This window comes from Pontibacter sp. HSC-36F09, from assembly GCF_024171605.1.
Classification (GTDB): Bacteria; Bacteroidota; Bacteroidia; order Cytophagales; family Hymenobacteraceae; genus Pontibacter.
The window spans coordinates 66,356-86,194 of the sequence record NZ_JALKAA010000001.1 but is presented as its reverse complement, the minus strand read 5'-3'; the positions used below and the strand labels follow the sequence as shown (position 1 = coordinate 86,194).

The 19,839-nt window shown below is 51.2% G+C and carries 8 protein-coding genes; 4 read left to right on the top strand and 4 right to left on the bottom strand.

Translation table 11 applies throughout. The features are described from left to right. Positions 1–21 precede the first annotated feature (21 nt). A complete protein-coding gene (locus tag L1278_RS00280) occupies positions 22–846 on the bottom strand; it encodes an NYN domain-containing protein (RefSeq protein WP_253400511.1) in 825 nt (274 codons plus the stop codon). Positions 847–1,046: 200 nt separating this feature from the next. On the opposite strand from L1278_RS00280, the gene L1278_RS00275 reads away from it, so the two are divergent. The 3 genes from L1278_RS00275 (at position 1,047) to L1278_RS00265 (ending at position 4,874) form a co-directional block, all read left to right on the top strand. Beyond that, a complete protein-coding gene (locus L1278_RS00275; RefSeq protein WP_253400510.1) occupies positions 1,047–2,276 on the top strand; it encodes a hypothetical protein in 1,230 nt (409 codons plus the stop codon). A 68-nt stretch (positions 2,277–2,344) separates the two neighbouring features. Next, positions 2,345–3,340 carry a DUF1028 domain-containing protein gene (locus L1278_RS00270; protein WP_253400509.1) on the top strand — a complete coding sequence of 332 codons (996 nt, stop codon included), beginning with the start codon at positions 2,345–2,347 and terminating at the stop codon, positions 3,338–3,340. A gap of 106 nt (positions 3,341–3,446) precedes the next feature. Further along, positions 3,447–4,874: a M20/M25/M40 family metallo-hydrolase gene (locus tag L1278_RS00265; RefSeq protein ID WP_253401930.1), complete on the top strand. Its 1,428-nt coding sequence runs from the start codon at positions 3,447–3,449 to the stop codon at positions 4,872–4,874. Positions 4,875–5,139: 265 nt separating this feature from the next. Here L1278_RS00265 and L1278_RS00260 read toward each other — a convergent pair whose 3' ends face one another. The 3 genes from L1278_RS00260 to L1278_RS00250 form a co-directional block, all read right to left on the bottom strand. Beyond that, positions 5,140–6,354: an S-adenosylmethionine:tRNA ribosyltransferase-isomerase gene (locus L1278_RS00260; protein WP_253400508.1), complete on the bottom strand. Its 1,215-nt coding sequence runs from the start codon at positions 6,352–6,354 to the stop codon at positions 5,140–5,142. 226 nt (positions 6,355–6,580) lie between these two features. Beyond that, positions 6,581–6,979, bottom strand: a complete 399-nt coding sequence (locus L1278_RS00255) for a DUF2721 domain-containing protein (protein WP_253400507.1) — start codon at positions 6,977–6,979, stop codon at positions 6,581–6,583. An 18-nt stretch (positions 6,980–6,997) separates the two neighbouring features. Continuing rightward, complete coding sequence (locus tag L1278_RS00250) at positions 6,998–7,537, bottom strand: hypothetical protein (RefSeq protein ID WP_253400506.1); 540 nt, start codon at positions 7,535–7,537, stop codon at positions 6,998–7,000. A gap of 589 nt (positions 7,538–8,126) precedes the next feature. Here L1278_RS00250 and L1278_RS00245 point away from each other — a divergent pair. Next, positions 8,127–19,817, top strand: coding sequence for a gliding motility-associated C-terminal domain-containing protein (locus tag L1278_RS00245; RefSeq protein WP_253400505.1), 11,691 nt, complete (start codon positions 8,127–8,129; stop codon positions 19,815–19,817). Positions 19,818–19,839 lie beyond the last annotated feature (22 nt).

The window sequence follows — 19,839 nt, the reverse complement described above, 5'->3', positions numbered from 1 at the left end:
TTTATAGGTATAGCCAATTGCTTAATTGCGCTCGTTTCGTTCTTCTTTGGCCGGGGCAGCCTCTTTTGCTTTGGCAGGATTGCGCTTTCTGTCAGGGCTGCGTCGCTTCACGTATACCGCCGAGGAGCCTTTGTCGTCTTCCTTACGGATCGTGAACAGCTCTTTGTGCGCCTTGATGAGCTGAATCAGCTGGCTATACCCGAACGTGCGCGGGTCAAAGGCCGGGTCCAGGGTGCGCAGGCTGGTGCCTATACCTCCCAAATGCGCCCAGCCGTCTTCGCCTACTGCCATCTCGAATGCCTCTTTCAGCATCGGTACCGGGTTTGGCCTTGGGTTTTCCTTGCCGTTGGGCGTGGATTTGTCTGCCGCCGCTATTTGTTTCTCGCCAATGTCGTCGGTCAGGTTTTCGGTGTAGATGAAGATGTTGCAGGCGTTAACAAAAGGCTTCGGCGTTTTGCGCTGGCCAATGCCCATCACAAAAATGCCAGCCTCCCGGATGCGGGTCGCCAGTCGAGTGTAGTCGCTGTCCGACGACACAATGCAGAAGCCGTCTACCAGGTGACTGTGCAGCAGGTCCATCGCGTCGATGATCATGGCGCTGTCGGTGGCGTTTTTGCCCACGGTATAGCGAAACTGCTGGATGGGCTGTATGGCGTGGTTGTTCAGGCACTCTTTCCAGCCGTTCATCTGTGGGGTGGTCCAGTCGCCATAAATGCGGCGGATGGTGGTTTGTCCGTATTTGCCTGCTTCGGCCAGTATTTTGACGATAAGGGTCGGTTGCGCGTTGTCGCCATCTATCAGCATGGCCATGCGCTGTTGTTTTTTCTCGTTGAAGGGTTTGCTCATAAAATGATTTGCGCCGGGTTTTGTTGCCCTTAAACGCTGAATTTGTTCTGTTATACTTCTGAAATGAAGATGGGTTGTTAGAAGGTAGGGAATTCCCTATATAAGAGGAGATTGAGTATATTGTGATGTAATTTAAGGATTTTAAATTTAAGAGAATAGGGGGATAGAAGTTTCTCTTTGTGTGTGATAGAAGAAAGTATATGATTACAGATATTATTGAAGGTAAAGGATATTTCAATACTTGTGATTTTTCTATTGAGAAGAATTTTAAGATTGTCTTTTATCCACGTCAAACATACATAGAGATAATAGGTGACCCCATAATTCAAATTGTTGATGACTGTGAGTGGAGACTGAATGGATATCTGGATGACGGTACCATAGTAGAATCGAATGATTTCTTTCCGACAAGATTTGGTGAATTCTTTGTGAATGAAGTCGCAATTGGTGAAAGTATAACTCATTCAAATGTTTTATCTTTTCCACTAGTTGGATATTATAAAAGTAAATTTTCATTTGGCTATAATGGGTATGAAATAAAAGTAGCAGAGGAGAAGGATGTAGATGAAGAAAGTAGGTTTTACCGACGGACTGGAACCATGAGAGAAGGAGTAACGCTCAAGATCATAAAGCAGAATCATTCAATTGCAGATTCATTTGAAATAGCGTTATCAATTACAAGATTATTATCTATCGTAACTGGTAATAATGTAGTTTTTAATAAGAGAATCTTCGACGATAAATATACTGTGCATAGAAGATCCGTATTTGAAGACAGTTCTTTTAAAAATGTTATCCCTTACGAGTGGATAGGAGAGTATTTGCAATCAGCTATTAAAGCTTGGAATGAATTTGATACTGAAGACAAAAAGCTATTTGAAAATATTACATCGTATCTAAATTCCGCAGGAGGTTCAGGATATTTAGATGAACGGATGTTCAAAGTTGCTCAGAGTTGGGAAATGGCTGCAAGTAAATGGAGTAATAATAATGTCTCTATGCCTGATGGGATTCTTGACTTAAAAAGGCGGCTCAAAAGCACATGGAAAGAATGGCGTACTTATTATCCTGAAATAGACAAAGAAGGATTCTTAAACTCTCGGATTTTAAATTCTTTAGAATGGGATAGTTTTATTAACAAAGTAGAAAGGTTAGCGAAAGATTTTGAAATTGATAATACTAAATTAAACCTCAACTTTAGACTTTTAAAGAATAATGTAAGGGATAAAGTAGCCCATGAGGGTAGAATGATTCCATTTGATAACGCCCATGATTTATTAACAAGTTTAAAGTTTGGATTAAAACTGATTCTATTAAAGAAGCTTAACTACAAAGGGGAAGTTTTCTATCACGAGAATAAGTATACAAGAAATTTTAAGATAAATCATTTCTTTAAAGATGAAATGAAGATTGCGAATAACAAAGTATAGAGTTAAAACCTCAATCTAGGGTTCAGTTATATTCAAGTAACTCAACCTACTCAAAAGCTGTACTCCCCATGAAAAAACTATTCTCCATTCTAACCCTCCTTCTCACCGTGACACATTTTTCAGCACAGGCGCAGGTGTTTAAAAGTGAAGAGCCCCTGGCCCATACCTATTCGATTGTAGCCCGCGACGCGAAAACCGGCGAGATGGCCGTTGGCGTGCAAAGCCACTGGTTTTCAGTGGGCACCGCTGTGCCCTGGGTCGAGGCTGGCGTGGGCGTAGTGGCGACGCAGTCTTTCACCAACAAGTCATTTGGCTTGCGTGGCCTTGCTTTGTTGAAAGAAGGAAAGTCGCCGCAGGAGGCGCTGGATATTCTGCTGGCCGATGACGAAGGACGCGAAGTACGGCAAGTGTCCATACTGGATGCGCAGGGTCGCGTGGCGACCCATACCGGCAAACAGTGCATTCGCTACGCAGGGCACACCATTGGCACAAACTTTTCGGTACAGGCCAACATGATGCTCACCAACAAGGTATGGCCGGCCATGGCCAAGGCTTTTGAAACGAGCGCCGGCAAGCCGCTGGCCGAGCGGGTGCTGCTGGCCATGCAGGCAGCCGAGCGGGAGGGAGGCGACATCCGCGGCAAGCAGTCTGCGGTGCTGGTGGTGGTGCGCGGCAAGGCCACCGAGCAGCCCTGGGATGACAAAATCATTGATTTGCGGGTAGACGACCACGAGAAGCCGCTCGATGAACTGGCGCGCCTCCTCAAGGTATACCGCGCCTACGAGCACATGAACAACGGCGACCTTGCCGTAGAAAAAGGGCAGGTGAAAAAGGCCATGGAAGAGTATGGCAAAGCCCAGGCCATGTACCCGGACAACCTCGAGATGAAGTATTGGCATGCCATCGCATTGGCCAACAACGGCGACATCAGTGGGGCCACCAAGATCCTGCAAGAAGTATACAAGAAAGACAAGAACTGGAAAGAACTGACTGAGCGCCTGCCAGAAGTGGGTTTACTCATGCTCAATCCGCAGGATTTGCAGAGGGTGTTGCAGGTGAAGTAGGTATAGCCGGAATTAGATCGAATGTTGTCTATACTTCGAAATGATTTCCTAACTTAAAGCCCCAAACAAATCTACTTTTAACTTTTCAATCATTATTCACCTGATGATGTTACTTAAACACAAACTACGCGCCTTCGTGGCGGGGGCTGCCATGCTGGCCGCTATACCTTCCGTGGCGCAGCAAAACACTTACAAGTCCGACTCCACTGTCATCCGCAAGTTCTACGACGACGCCCTCACCAGCTACGAGAGCTACGAAAACCTGCGCTACCTCACCAAGAACATCGGTGCCCGCCTGAGTGGTTCGCCGCAGGCCGCCGCCGCTGTAGAGTGGAGCCGCCAGGTGATGGAGAAGATGGGACTCGACCGCGTATACCTGCAGGAAGTGTTGGTGCCGCATTGGGTGCGTGGCGACAAAGAAATTGGCCGAATCCTGAGCGGCCGCAATGGCAGCCAGGAAGTGAATATCCTGGCGCTGGGTAGTTCGGTGGGCACCGGCACGCAAGGCCTGAGTGCACAGGTAATTGAGGTGCAAAATTTCGAGGAGCTTGAAAAACTAGGCAAGAAGAAAGTGAAGGGCAAGATCGTGTTCTTCAACCGCCCGTTCGACAATAAGCATGTCCATACCATGGCAGCCTATAGCGGCGCAGTAGACCAGCGTGGCGGAGGTCCGGTGGCTGCTGCTAAACTCGGTGCGGTGGCTGTACTCGTTCGTTCCATGGCCAACGACATCCAGGATGTGGCCCACACCGGCAACACACGCTACGCCGACGATGTGGAGAAAATACCAGCCGCTGCCATTAGTACTAAGGGAGCTGATGAATTAAGTGCCATGCTGAAAAACGATCCGGATCTGAAATTCTACATGCGCATGACCTGCGAAACCCGCCCGGATGTGCTTTCTTATAATGTGATCGGTGAAATAAAAGGCTCTGAGAGACCAGAAGAGATTGTGGTTGTCGGCGGTCACCTCGACTCCTGGGACATAGGCGAAGGCGCCCATGACGACGGTACCGGCTGTGTGCAGTCCATTGAGGTGCTGCGCCTGCTCAAAGAGCAAGGTATTCGCCCGAAACGCACTGTTCGTGCCGTAATGTTCATGAACGAAGAGAACGGTTTGCGTGGCGGACGTAAGTATGCCGAGGAAGCCAAAGCGAAAGGCGAGAAGCACGTAGCGGCCATCGAGTCTGACGCAGGCGGTTTTACCCCGCGCGGTTTTGGTTTCGATGCCAACGACGAGCAGTATGCTAAAATAATGGGTTGGAAAGAATTGCTGGCACCTTACGGGCTGCACGAGCTGAACCGTGGCGGCGGCGGCGCTGACATTGGCCCGCTAAAAGGACAGAACAACGTGGTGCTGATCGGTCTGCGCCCCGACTCCCAGCGTTACTTCGACTACCACCACACCGAGATTGATACCTTCGAGACCGTAAGCCGTCGCGAAATGCAGCTGGGCTCCGCAGGTATGGCCGCACTGGTATACCTTATTTCGGAATATGGAATGAACGGAGGTACTGCCAAGGCCGGTAAGTAATCAACATAAATTCAATAAAAAAGCCAGTTCTATACCTGAATAGAGCTGGCTTTTTTATTGGAAATACTTGAAAGGTGCTACAAGGATTTCGCGGAGTCTTTAGACCCGCAAGTGTCTACGCCAATCGCTGTGCTATACCCAAGCTAGATTTTTCCCTCTATATACCTGGGCTATACCTTATACCTGTTCTGCATCTGCTGATAATGGATCGCTATACCTATACCTTGCTTTGTAGCTACTAAGGTAGGGGATTTAAAGGTGGTTTTTACGGCAGCAGGAGGGAGCTGTCGCCGTAGCTCAGGAAACGGTAATTATTGTCCAACGCGTGGCGGTATACCTGTTTCCAGTCTTCACCGATAAGGGCAGCCACCAGCAGCAGCAGTGTGCTCTCAGGTTGGTGGAAATTGGTGACGAGTCCGTTACACACCTTAAAGGTATAGCCAGGCGCGATGATGATCTGCGTGCTGGCATGCAGGTGCTGCGTTTGGTGCCGCTCCATGTAGTTGAGCAAATTCTGCAGCGCTTCCGTAGCGGTAGGTGATGAGTTGGTTTCGTAAGGGAGCCATTGTGTGACGTGCAGTTCTTCTGGTCTTAAATCAGGCTGCTGCAAAAGCAACACTCCCAGCCAATACAGGCTTTCCAGGCTGCGCATCGAAGTCGTTCCAACAGGTATAAGCGGCTTGCCCAAGTGCTGCAGCAACTGCTCTACCACCTGCTTCGACACCATCAACTGCTCGGCGTGCATTTCGTGGGCCTCCATGGTGTCGGCTTTTACCGGTTTAAAAGTCCCGGCGCCCACGTGCAGGGTCAGGAAGGTGCTGTCTATACCTTTGGTTTGCAGCTGCTCCATTACCTGGTCAGTAAAGTGCAGTCCGGCGGTAGGGGCAGCCACCGCACCTTCGTTACAGGCGTATATGGTCTGGTAGCGGGTACGGTCATCAGGGGTAAGTTCGCGGTTCAGGTATGGGGGCAGGGGTAATCGGCCACAGCGTTCCAGGACTTCCGCGAAAGTCAGTTCGGCGGGTGTCCATGTAAACCGAATCAGAAAGTGCCCGTCCTGCTGCGCCTCGCGCTCGGCTGTCACCTCACCGTCTTCAAAAGATATCTTCAGCGTCCCCTCTTTCCAGCGCTTGTTGTTGCCAACTAAGCATTTCCACGTGCAACTTCCGGTCTGCTGCATGGCCAGTTGCACTTCGCGGTGCGGCTTCACCGGCTCCAAACAGAAAATTTCTACTGCGCCTCCGGTCGGTTTATGAAAAATTAACCGCGCTTGCACCACCTTAGTATTGTTGAACACCAACAAACTGCCAACCGGCAAAAGCTCTGGCAAATCTGAGAAATTATGATCGGCTATGGTTCGGTTCTTATAACAAAGCAGCTTAGACTGGTCACGCTCCGGCAGCGGAAATTTGGCAATGCGCTCATCTGGCAGCTCGTACACAAAATCTTTTATGGCCAGATTTTTCGGGTTGGTATGCATCTGAAATGTGTTAAGAGGTATATGAATGGTTATCCACTTAAGTCTCTTAATTTTTTAATTTTTAACTGATGAAGGGCAAAGATACTCAATCCGAAAAAAAATCGCTTTGCTTTTGGGTGTATACCTAACTTCTTTGCAGTAGGTATAAATTTGGATCACGGTAAACAGACAATATGAGAGGTGGGTCGGTTTTGCAAATTTGTCTGGCGGATTTGAGAAAACCCGACTAAGTAGCATTCTCTTCCAGGTCATTCAACTCCAGTTCCAACGCCTTTACCGATATCAGAATCTCACGCAGTGCCAGGGCCAGCGAGATCATCAGTAGCAAAAGGCTGAGGCCGAAGGTGTACTTGCCTGCTGTGCTATACCCTGCAAAAAGGATGAACATGCAAAACACGCAGCCAAAAATACTGGCAATACCGAATGCCTGCATGTTGCGGATGAGGACCAGGCGGATGCGCAGGTTCTCAATCTGCCCATACACCAGTTGGCTCTGCGTGGTGGCATACCGGGTTTTCAGGCTGCGGATCAGGCTGGCAAGCGCCAAAAAGCGGTTGGTATAAGCCAGCAGCAACAGCGAGATGGCCGGAAACAGGAGGGCAGGAGTAGTTAAGGTGATTTCCATATACCCAAAGGGGTGAGTTTACTGAATGCTTTTCAGGAAGTCTTCGTCGAGGGGCTCGTCATCGTCTTCGTCGGGTTGTGGAGCTTCAAAGTCGATGTCCTGAAGCGCTTCTAATCCTTCCAGTATCAGGTCGTCCAGCTCTTCTTTAGAAGCGGCGTCCAGGGTTTGCTCAAAAAGGGCCAGCAGGTTCTCCCGCTCTTCGTTCACAAATATTTCGTGGTATAGATTGTCGAACAGCCCGATCTTCTTTTGGATGACCTTGTCTATCTCGCGGGTATTCTTCGCCTTGACAGCTTCCAGCAATAATTGCAGTACATCTTTAGCCCCTTCATTATCAGCCAGGCGGGCATAGGCCTTAATAAGCGCAATTGCTACCCCCAACCGCAGGCGCTCAAACCGAAAGCCCACTTCCTCCGCCGCTTTTCCTCCCTGGGTGCGTGAACTCCGCAGCGCCTGCTCCAGTTGCTGGTACACAGCCGTGGCAGGTCCCTCAAATACCTGCGGATTTTCGGGTGCAAAGGCAGTCTGGAGTAATAGCTCAAAGCTCTTGGCGCTCATATAGGATCGATCTTAAGTGGGAGATGTGCAAAGGTAATGGATTGTGGCAGGTTTTGCTAAAAACATACTTCAGTACACTAACTCATAACATTTAATGAACTGTGAAAATACTTAGAATTGATTCATGTATAGGTATAGGTATATATTTAAGTATGAACTTTGAAAAAGTATAGTTACCTTTTGTTTGTTTATTCCTTTCTATTAAATAAAATTTGCATAGTTTTGACTTGCCAATAATCAGATAATTGGTCTGAATTGAATGTAAATGTGTGCTAGATAAGCAATAATCACCTTTGTTGGCTTTTTATTTTAGAGGTAGCTTCTGTATTCTATTGTGTTATTTTTAAGCGGATATTTTTGATTTATTCCTAATATAACTTGGTTTATTAATTATTATTAAAAATGTATAAAGGTAAAGTGATATTTGATATTTAGGGGATATACCTAAGTGGCGTGTTACTTTATGCAGTTTAATCTACTTTCTCAAATATATGAAGACCCTTGAATTAGTTGAAACATTAACCCTGCCTATATGGAGATAAACTTTACTCAAAAAATTTCTCACCTTCTTGCGATTTTACTCTTAGGGATGTTACAGCTGGTAGCATCCCCTGATGTGTTTGCGCAAGGAAATAATCAGGTGCCTACCTATACCATTGACCTGACAGGTAAGCCCAACGGCTATTGGCAGTCACCAGAAGTTAAAAGAAAGGGTATAGCCTGTAATGTAGATAAAGGTGAATGTATCCAATTTATCGTCATCCTAGACAAGGATGCCGCACAGGTAGAACTGGATGTATTGTCAGGGGCAGAGTCTGGCGGTTCAATGGGCTATACAGTTGACTGCGGCACGCAAGTGTTTCCAGTTGGGCAGGCAATGTGTATTCCGAGGACGGAGAGTAAATATATAACGCTAACGATCTGTAAACCCGGAGGTAATGCCAACATATATTCTATCACATCGCTAGCTGCTTTTGAGCCACAAGGTGATATCTCTGTAGTAGGTGGATGTTCCGCCCAACTTCGCGCGCCAGCCACTTTCCTGGATGATGGTACTATCACCTGGCAGGATATTTCTGGACGCGGATTCGAAAAGTTTTTGAGTGATATTCATGCTGCAAACCCGATGGTTACACCCGATGCTTCTGCGCCGGAGTATGTAGACTATAGAGTTACAGGTTCAGTAAGACCAAGTGAGTGCGCGACTTCTTCTTCTCATTACGATGAGGTTAGGGTGTACTTTCATCCAGAACCTGTCGTTACTGTAGGGCCTCAACCAGCCATTATCTGTCCGGGAGGAAGTAGTGTGCTGCTTACAGGCAGTGTAACAGGCGGCGATCAGGCAGCAGGCTTCGATTACTTCTGGTATAACTCAAGCGGCACCGAAGTCGGACGGGGTATCTCTTATACCGCTCCTGCTGTCGGTACTTACAAATTCGCAGTGGTACCCAAAAACTCTACTAACTGTAAAGAGTTTTCAGCCACAGTAAATGTAGTGACCAACCTTACCGCGAATGCCGGAGCAGATCAACTGGTATGCTCTTCGGGCACAGTTCAGCTGGGAGGTACTGTAACAGCAGCCCTCGGAGGCCGCTGGAGCACAAGTGGTAGCGGCACTTTCTCTAACAGAGACGATCTGAACGCAATTTACACGCCTTCAGCTGCAGATATCACTGCCGGGACTGTCACGCTTACCCTAGAGTCAACAGGCAACGGAAACTGCTCGCCGGTGCGCAGCACTACGCGTATCACCTTCTATAAGATGGAGGTTACCCTGACAGGCACGCCGGTAATCTGTAATGGCACACTGGGCACCATCACGGCAAACGTAACAGGCGCGCAGGGTGCCTTGCGCTACAGCTGGAGCAATGGTGCGACAACAGCTACTATAAATGGTCTTTCGGCTGGCGCCTACTCGGTGACTGTAACGGACGAAAAAGGCTGTGCTATTACACAGTCGTTTAGTGTAACGCAAGTAAACGGCCCGGCTGACTTCACGGCCACGCCGACTAATACTACTTGCGGCAATGCCAACGGGCAAATCATTGTCAATAATGTGACGGGCGGAACGGCCAACTATACCTACAGCAAGGACGGAACGAACTTCCAGACGAGCAATACCTTTACAGGACTTGCTGTGGGCAACCACACTATCACAGTTAAGGATGCCAACGGCTGTACAGTTGCCAAATCCTTCACGCTGACCAATACACCTGGTCCGACTGCAGTTGCGGCCACGTCAAATCCTGCCAGTTGCCGCAACAACGACGGTACCATTACAGCAGGAGCTGTAACAGGCGGAACAGGCACGAAGGAGTACTCCATCAACGGCACTACGTTCCAGGCAGGCACCACCTTCACGGGCCTCGCTTCCGGCGACTATACCCTGACGGCAAAGGATGCCAATGGCTGTATTGTAACCACTTCGGTAACAGTGGCGCAGGCTTCCATCACCAACTTTACAGCTACACCTGCCTCCTCTACCTGCGGCAATCCGAACGGTACTGTAACGATCTCCGGTGTAGTAGGAGGTGTAGGCGAACTGGAGTACAGTAAGAATGGCCAAACCTACCAGTCATCTACGCTCCTCACCGGCTTTGCTGCCGGTACGCACACGGTTTGGGTGAGAGATTCGAAGGGCTGTGTGTTTAGCAAGTCAGTAACGGTAAGCAACATATCAGGCCCGACCAACTTCACCGCTACGCCAACTTCTTCAACTTGTGGCAACAGCAACGGGCAGATCGTGGTAAGCAATGTGGTTTCCAGCGGAAACAAAACCTTCACTTATTCTATCAACGGTGGAGCTTACCAGTCGTCAGCCACCTTTACAGGCCTGGCTGCGGGTACTTATAATGTATCGGTACAGGATGCCAATGGCTGTACTTTCTCCAAGTCTGTTTCGCTGACGAATGTGGCCGGTCCTACAGCAGTAGCGGCTACTTCCACTTCCGCCAGCTGCCGCAACAACGACGGTACCATTACAGCAGGAGCTGTAACAGGCGGCACAGGCACGAAAGAGTACTCCATCAACGGCACTACGTTCCAGGCAGGCACTACTTTTACAGGTCTTGCTTCCGGTAACTATACCTTAACGGCCCGTGATACCAATGGCTGTACTGTAACTACTTCAGTACGAGTAGAGCAGGTGACGCCAACAGACTTCACGCTGACTCCAACTGCAGCAACCTGCGGCAACCCGAATGGTAGCGTGCTGGTGAGCAATATTGTGGGCGGTGTGTCTCCTTATAAGTATAGCAGAAATGGCACCACGTTCCAGGACGATGCGACCCTGACTGGTTTTGCAGCCGGAACCTATACCATCACGGTGCAGGATGCGCGTGGCTGTACCATCTCAAAAACGGTGAGCATCAGCAACGTGCCAGGCCCATCCGATTTTGCTTTCACAGCGGCATCCTCTACCTGTGGCGGCACCAACGGTAGCATTACCATAGGAACTGTAACCGGCGGCACGGGCACCAAAACCTATGCCATTAACGGCGGTAATTTCCAGAACTCCAATGTCTTTTCTGGTTTGCTTGCCGACAAGTATAGCATCACCGTAAAAGACGCTAACGGCTGTACGTTCACTAAAGAAGTAACAGTAGGCGATGTGGCTGGCCCTAGCAACTTTGCCGCCACTGTGGACAACACCACCTGTGGTGCTGCAAATGGACAGATCACGGTAACCGGTGTGACAGGCGGAACGGGCACCTATACCTACAGTAAAGACGGTGTGAACTTCCAGAACTCTGCTGTTTTCTCTGGCCTGGCTATAGGCAACCATACCATTACCGTAAAAGACGTCAACAACTGCCGTTTCTCCAGAACCTTCACGCTTACGAACGTGGCCGGTCCAACGGCGGTAACGGCTACTGCACAGGCTGCCAGTTGCCGCAACAACGACGGTACCATTACAGTAGGAACCGTGACAGGCGGTACCGGCATCATGACTTACTCCATTAACGGCACTACTTTCCAGGCTGGTAAGGTGTTTAGCGGACTTGCTGCAGGACCTTACACCGTAACAGCGAAGGATGCCAATGGCTGTACCGTGACCCGCTCGGTAACGGTGGGTACGAACGTGCCGACTACCTTCGCCTTCACGACCAACCCATCTACCTGCGGCAACAGCAACGGTACGATCACGGTGGGTACGGTAACAGGCGGTTCAGGGACTTATACCTATAGTAAAGACAACGTAACCTATCAGAACAGCCCGACACTAACCGGCTTCTCCGCTACTACGCATACTGTTTGGGTGAAAGACTCAAAGGGCTGTGTGGTGTCGCGCCAGATAGCGGTTAGTAACGAAGCAGGTCCTACTGACCTGGTAGCGTCTGCAACGGCATCGAGCTGCGGCAATCCGAATGGTGCACTTACGGTAACGGGTGTGACGGGTGGAAAAGATGGTTATACCTATAGTATAGACGGCACCAACTTCCAGGCAACCGCTACCTTCACTACACTGACTGCCAGAACCTACAATGTAACGGTGAAAGATGCCAATGGCTGTACGTACACCGAAGCAGTAGTGGTGACGGATGTAGCGGGCCCTTCTGATTTTACGGCTTCTGTAACCACAACCTCTTGCGGTCGCAACAACGGCAGTATCCGGGTAACAGCTGTTGCGGGTGGTACGTCAGGCTATACCTACAGCATAAATGGCGGAACGTTCCAAACGTCTAACAACTTCGGAACGCTGAGAGCGGGTACTTACAATATCGCTGTGAAGGATGCGAAGGGTTGTACTTTCGCGAAAGATGTGGTGGTGGAAGACGTAGTCGGACCAACAGATTTTGTGCTGACAGCCAATACAGCTACTTGCGGTGCCAGCAATGGCTCCATCGTAGTAGGTGCTGTTGCGGGTGGTGCTTCCGGCTATACCTACAGCAAGGACGGCACCAACTTCCAGGCCTCAACTACTTTTGGAGCTTTGGCTGAAGGCACATACACCATCACCGTAAAAGACAAAAGCGGCTGTACTGTTGCGAAACAGATAGCTGTTACCAACATTGCCGGCCCAACTGATTTCACGGCTACTTTGAAAGCGACCACTTGCGGCGCGGCAAACGGAGAAATCGCAGTGACTGGCGTGACGGGCAACACCACGAGCTATACCTACAGCAAAGACGGTGTAAACTTCCAGACTTCGGCTACTTTCACAGGTTTGGCGGCAGGTGCCCACAGCATTACGGTAAAAGATGCGAATGGCTGTACGTTTGCCAAATCGCTCACCCTGACCAACGTTGCCGGTCCTACAGCAGTGGCTGCTACTTCAGCTGCGGCAAGTTGCGCCAATAACGACGGCTCCATCACGGCCGGTGCAGTTACAGGCGGTACGGCTCCTTATACCTACTCAATTAACGGTACGACCTTCCAGAGCGAAACAGCTTTCACAGGCCTGGCTTTTGGTAACTATACTTTGACGGCGAAAGATGCCAACGGCTGTATTGTGACTAGAGCAGTTACGATCAACAAGAACATCCCAACCAACTTTGCCACTACCACGACAGCCTCCACTTGCGGAAGCAACAACGGCTCGATCACGGTTGGTACAGTAACGGGCGGCACGGCTCCTTATACCTACAGCAAGGATGGTGTGACTTTCCAGGCTTCTGCTACGCTGACTGGCTTTGTGGCCGGAACGCACACCATCACGGTGAAGGATGCCAAAGGCTGTATCATAACCCGCCAGATTGCAGTGAGCGATGTGGCCGGACCATCTAACCTGACTGCCTCTGCCACTTCCTCGACTTGCGGTAACCCGAACGGTCAGCTGACGGTGACGAACGTGAGCGGTGGCGTAGAGCCTTATACTTACAGCATCGACGGCGTCGCTTTCCAGACTTCGACTACATTCACTGGTTTGGCGGAAGGAACCTACAGCATCTCGGTGCGCGATGCCAACGGCTGTACCTTTGCCAAAGACGTGGCAGTAAGTAACATTGCAGGTCCGAACTTTACGGCAACAGCCCAGGCCTCTACCTGCGGCGCCAGCAACGGACGCATCAGTGTGAGCGAGGTAAACGGCGGTACGACCCCTTATACCTACAGCATCAACGGCGGTACATTCCAGAGTGGCTCAAGCTTCGCAAATCTGGCAGCCGGCACTTACACGATCGCAGTAAAAGACGCCAACGGCTGTACAGCAACGAAAGAAGTAGAAGTGACCGACATCGCTGGTCCATCCGACCTGACGCTTGCTTCGAAAGCCTCTACCTGCGGCAGCGCCAACGGTTCTGTTTCTGTGAACAATGTAGTAGGTGGCACGGCTCCTTATACCTATAGTATAGATGGCAACAACTTCCAGGCTACAGCTTCTTTCGGAACGGTGCTGGCGGGTACTTATACCATCACGGTAAAAGATGCTAACGGCTGTACGTTCAGCAAAGAGGTTGTGGTGGAAAATATCGCCGGACCAACTGAGCTGACTGCCACTACCAAAGCGACTACCTGCGGCACCAGCAACGGCGAGATTACAGTGACTGGCGTGACAGGCGGAGCAACTGGCTATACCTACAGCAAGGATGGCGTGAACTTCCAGGTTGAAACAACCCTGACCGGTTTTGCAGCGGGCACGCACACTATAACTGTAAAAGATACCAACGGCTGTACTTTCACCAAGTCTGTTACGGTAGCCAACATCGGCGGTCCAACGGCGGTGGCAGCTTCGGCTACGCCAGCCAGCTGTAACGACAACGACGGTACGATTACGGCGGGTGCGGTAACGGGCGGCACGGCTCCTTATACCTACTCCATCAACGGTACCACTTTCCAGTCAGGAACGGCTTTCACAGGCCTGGCTTCCGGAAGCTATACCTTGACTGCGAAAGATGCCAACGGCTGTATCGTGACGCGCGCTGTTACAGTAGGCGAGAATGTTCCAACCAACTTCGCTCACACGACAGTGCCATCTACCTGCGGTCGCAGTGACGGTAGCATCACAGTGGGCACGGTTACGGGTGGTACGGGTGCCTATACCTATAGCATCAACAACGGCAGCTTCCAGTCAGGCACTACCTTCAGTGGATTGGCAGCAGGCGCTCACCGCATCACGGTACGCGACGCGAAAGGTTGCGAGTTCACCAAGTCAGTTACGCTGGAGAACGTGGCAGGTCCACAGTTCACAGCCTCGACCAAAGCCACTACCTGCGGCGCCAATAACGGCAGCATTTCGGTGGGAGCGGTAACTGGTGGCGTAGCCCCTTATACCTACAGCATCGACGGCACGACTTTCCAGAGCACGACTACTTTTGCTAATGTGAAGGCAGGGGAGTACGCGGTTTCAGTGAAAGACGCCAACGGCTGTATCGGTACGGTAACGGTTGAAGTGCAGGACATCGCCGGACCATCTGACTTCAAAGTGGCTGGCGCTTCGTCTACCTGCGGAAACAGCAACGCAACCATCAGCATCAGCGATGTGGTAGGCGGCACGGCCCCTTATACCTACAGCAAAGACGGGTCTAACTTCCAGACATCAGCCAACTTCGGTTCGCTGGCAGCAGGCGAGTATACCATCACCGTGAAAGATAAAAACGGTTGCTTGGTTGCCAAGACCATCGAAGTAACTGACATCCCGGGACCAAGCGAACTGACACTGGCCAGCACAGCTTCTACCTGCGGCAGCGCCAACGGTGTGGTAACCGTGAATGGCGTTACCGGTGGCACAGCTCCTTATACCTACTCGATCAACGGTACAACTTACCAGGCTGGAACCCGCTTTGAGTCGGTGTTGGCAGGGAAGTATACCGTGACGGTAAAAGATGCCAATGGCTGTACCCTGAGCAGAGAGATCACAGTGAATGATATTGCTGGTCCATCTGATCTGGTAGCCACTGCCAAAGCCTCTACTTGCGGCGCGGCAAATGGTGAACTGTCCATTACAGGCACAACGGGCGGAACGGCTCCTTATACCTACAGCAAAGACGGGGTGAACTTCCAAACGGAGCTGACACTGTCAGGATTTGCAGCGGGTTCGCACACCATCACAGTGAAAGACGCCAACGGCTGTATCTTCGCGAAATCCTTTACAATCATAAACACTGGCGGACCTACTGCAGTGGCGGCCACATCGGGTGCAGCAAGTTGTGCTGACAACGATGGCTCCATCACGGCAGGTGCTGTGACAGACGGTGTAGCGCCGTATACCTACAGCATCAACGGTACCACTTTCCAGACAGGCACTTCTTTCACAGGCCTTGCCTCCGGAAGCTATACCCTGACGGTGAAAGATGCCAACGGCTGTACAATAACCAGAACAGTTAGTGTAACCAAGAACATCCCAACCAACTTCGCTGCTACAACCACTGCCACTACCTGCGGAAGCAACAACGGCACGATCACAGTGGGTGAAGTAACCGGCGGATTTGCACCTTATACCTATAGTAAAGATGGCACTACTTTCCAGACTTCGGCTACGCTGACTGGCTTTATAGCCGGAACGCACACCATCACGGTGAAGGACGCGAAAGGCTGTACCTACGCAACACAAGTGCAGGTAAGCGATATCGCGGGTCCATCGGCACTGGCTATTGCGCCAAAAGCAAGCACCTGCGGTGATGCAAACGCTTCGTTCGCCATCAGTGGCGTGACCGGCGGAACGGCTCCTTATACCTACAGCATCGACGGTGCCAACTTCCAGAGCACAGCTACTTTTGCCTCTCTGGCTGCCGGAGCCTACCAGGTGACGGTGAAGGACGCCAATGGCTGTATCTATACCCAGTCAGTTACACTGGAGAACATCCCGGGTCCGTCTGACTTTGTAGCTTCTGCCCAGTCTTCGAGCTGCGGTCGTGCGAACGGAACCGTAACAGTGGGTGACGTAACAGAAGGCACAGCGCCTTATACCTACAGCAAAGACGGCGTGAACTTCCAGGAATCAGTTACCCTGACCGGTCTACTGGCAGGCGAGCACACGATTACGGTGAAAGATGCCAACGGCTGTACAATTGCTAAAGTTGTGACGATAGAAGATGTGCCTGGTCCAAGCGATATGATCCTGGTTAGCACGGCTTCTACCTGCGGCAGCGCCAACGGCACGATCAGCGTGACAGGCGTAACTGGTGTGGCAGGTGGCTATACCTACAGCATCGACGGTACTAACTTCCAGCAAGGCACTACTTTCGAAGGTGTGCTGGCCGGCAAACATACGGTGACTGTGAAGGATGCCAACGGCTGTACTTTCAGCAAAGAGATCGTAGTTGACAACATCGCTGGTCCTGCTGACCTGACTGTTTCTACTAAAGCCTCTACCTGTAGTGCGGCAAACGGTGAACTGACGGTGACGAATGTCTCAGGTGGAACGGGAGCTTATTCTTACTCCATCGATGGTGTGAACTTCCAAGCTGCGGCTACCTTCACAGGTCTGCTTGCCGGAAGCCATACCATTACGGTAAAAGATGCCAACGGCTGTACCTTCGCCAAAGCCTTCACGGTAACGGATATCGCAGGACCTTCTGCGGTAGCGGCGAGCGCGCAGGCCGCAACCTGTGCTGACAACGACGGCCGCATCACAGCGGGCACGGTAACAGGTGGCACAGCTCCTTATACCTACAGCCTGAATGGTGGTGCATTCCAGTCCGGAACAGCATTCACAGCACTGGCCTCTGGCGAGTATACCCTGACCGTGCGCGACGCCAACGGTTGCGAAACAACGACTACCGTGAAAGTTGAGAAAGACGGTCCGGGCAGCTTTGTTGCCGCTACCAGCAACTCAACTTGCGGCAGCGACAATGGCAGCATCCGAATCACATCAGTAAACGGCGGTGTGGCTCCTTATACCTACAGTCTGAACAGCGGCGCCTTCCAAAGCGCGGCCAGCTTCTCAGGTCTGATGGCAGGAGAGTACACCATCACAGTAAAAGACGCCAACGACTGTACGCACACCGAGACCATTACGATCAGCGACGTGGCTGGTCCATCTGACCTGACCGCTTCAGCCGAGAACACAACCTGCGGCAACAGCAACGGACAGATCAACGTGAGCAACGTGACAGGCGGAACAGCTCCTTATACCTACAGCATCAACGGTACCAACTTCCGGACATCAGCCAGCTTCACAAGCTTAGCTGCTGGTGAGTACCTGGTGACGGTGAAGGATGCCAACGGCTGTACCTTCGCGAAAGCGGTGACGGTAACGAACGCCGACGGCCCATCAGCATTTGCCACGACAACCAGAGCTTCTACCTGCGGTGCTAGCAACGGCAGCGTAACGATTGGTGCGGTAACCGGAGGCCGTTCACCTTATACCTACAGCAAGGATGGATCTGACTTCCAGGCTTCAGCTGAGCTGATAGGTATGGCGGCAGGCAACCACACAGTATACATCAAAGACGCCAACGGCTGTACTTTCAGCAAAGCGGTGGTGATCGAGAACATTGCCGGTCCGACTGAATTTGCGCTGACGGCCTCTACAGCAACCTGCGGCGCAGCCAACGGCGGCATTGTAGCAAGCGGTGTAAAAGGAGGAACTGCTCCTTATACCTACAGCCTGAACGGCGGAGCTTTCCAAAGTGATGCGGCATTTGTTTCGGTAGCGGCAGGTGAGCACACCATCACAGTAAAAGATGCTAACGGCTGTACAATCGACAAGAAAGTAGTGGTAGGCAACGTAGCGGGTCCTTCGGCCCTGACTGCAACTGCAACCGCTGCTTCCTGCGACGCGAATGACGGAGCCATCAATGTAAGCCAGGTAACTGGCGGTGTAGCTCCTTATACCTACTCCATCAATGGCACTACTTTCCAGGCTTCAGCTGCTTTTGCATCGCTGGCTCCGGGTGAGTACGAAGTGACGGTGAAAGATGCCAATGGCTGCAGCGCAGTAACAACTGTGACAGTTGGCCAGAAAGGCCCGAAAGAAGCGACGCTTACAGCAAACAAAGCTGCCTGCGGCGAGACGAACGGTTCGATCACGGTAACGGCAGTAGACGGTGGCACGGCCCCTTATACCTACAGCCTGAACGGTGGCAGCTTCCAGAATTCAGCTACTTTCGCTAACCTGGCAGCAGGTGCTTATACTATCACGATCAAAGACGCCGAAGGCTGTGCCATCACGGTAGAGCAAACGGTAACGTCTAGTGGCGGTGTAGAAAGCTTCACGGCAACAGGCACCGATGCCAGCTGTGGTGAACGCAACGGCCGCATCGCCATAAGCGAGATTGTGGGTGGAGCTGCGCCTTATACCTACAGCATCGACGGAACCAACTTTGTGTCTGAGCCGAACTTTACTGGCTTGGCTGAAGGTGAGTACCAGGTGACGGTGAAAGACGCCAGCGGCTGTATTCTGATCGAGACGGTAACACTGGAAAACAGCCCGATGCTGACCGACGCGAAGTTCACGGTTTCTGCTGCCACTTGTGGCGACAAAGCCGGTGAGGTTGTCGTGACGGGAGTAACAGGCGGCACAGCTCCTTATACCTACTCACTCGATGGTACTAACTTCTCTGCTTCAGCCACACTGGCGAATGTAGCAGCCGGTAGCTATACCTTGATCGTGAAAGATGCCAAAGGCTGTACCTTCTCAGTTCCGGTAACAGTAGTTGGTCTCTCCAGCAAAATAGCGCAGGTTAGCCATATCAGCTGCTTTGGGGACAAGAACGGTACGATCCTGATCGAGGCGACCGGCGGCGATGCGAACACAGAGTATAGCATCGACAACGGCAAGACCTTCCAGAAAACACCGGAGTTCACCGGACTGGCCAAAGGTACTTACCAGGTGGTAACCCGCTTCTCTTCTACCTGCACCATTACGTTGGGTGCTGTGGAGATTACGGAACCGGCTGCACTGCAGGTAGAGATGACTGTGAACGATGGCATGCCGGGTAAGCCTAACTCAGGTAGTGCCAAAGTGAGCACGATCAGCGGCGGTACGGCACCATACGTCTACTCACTAAACGGAGCAGAATTTGTAAACGAGTCGGAGTTCCTGAACCTGCGCGGTGGTAAGCACTACCTGAAGGTACGCGATGCCAACGGCTGTATCACAGAAGTCGAGTTTGATGTAACAAGCCTCGGCGAACTCGATATTCCGAACGGTTTCACACCAAACGGCGACGGTATCAACGACACGTGGGTGATCCGCAACCTGCCGGAAACTTACCCTAACTGCCGCGTCACGGTTTACAACCGCTGGGGTAGCCCGGTATTCGAATCGAAAGGGTATGGCAAAGAGTGGGACGGTACGAACAAGGGCAAGCGACTGCCAGACGGTACCTACTACGCTATCATCGAGTTCGGTGACGATACGCCGGCTGTCAAGACATCAGTGACCATCATGCGTTAAGTTTCGCCATTTTAGAAAGAGA

Bases quoted from the DNA above. Each gene is read 5' to 3' on its own strand.
- L1278_RS00260 (WP_253400508.1), bottom strand. From the start codon at position 6,354: ATGCATACCAACCCGAAAAATCTGGCCATAAAAGATTTTGTGTACGAG.
- L1278_RS00270 (WP_253400509.1), top strand. From the start codon at position 2,345: ATGAAAAAACTATTCTCCATTCTAACCCTCCTTCTCACCGTGACACAT.
- L1278_RS00280 (WP_253400511.1), bottom strand. From the start codon at position 846: ATGAGCAAACCCTTCAACGAGAAAAAACAACAGCGCATGGCCATGCTG.
- L1278_RS00265 (WP_253401930.1), top strand. From the start codon at position 3,447: ATGTTACTTAAACACAAACTACGCGCCTTCGTGGCGGGGGCTGCCATG.
- L1278_RS00255 (WP_253400507.1), bottom strand. From the start codon at position 6,979: ATGGAAATCACCTTAACTACTCCTGCCCTCCTGTTTCCGGCCATCTCG.
- L1278_RS00275 (WP_253400510.1), top strand. From the start codon at position 1,047: ATGATTACAGATATTATTGAAGGTAAAGGATATTTCAATACTTGTGAT.
- L1278_RS00245 (WP_253400505.1), top strand. From the start codon at position 8,127: ATGTTACAGCTGGTAGCATCCCCTGATGTGTTTGCGCAAGGAAATAAT.
- L1278_RS00250 (WP_253400506.1), bottom strand. From the start codon at position 7,537: ATGAGCGCCAAGAGCTTTGAGCTATTACTCCAGACTGCCTTTGCACCC.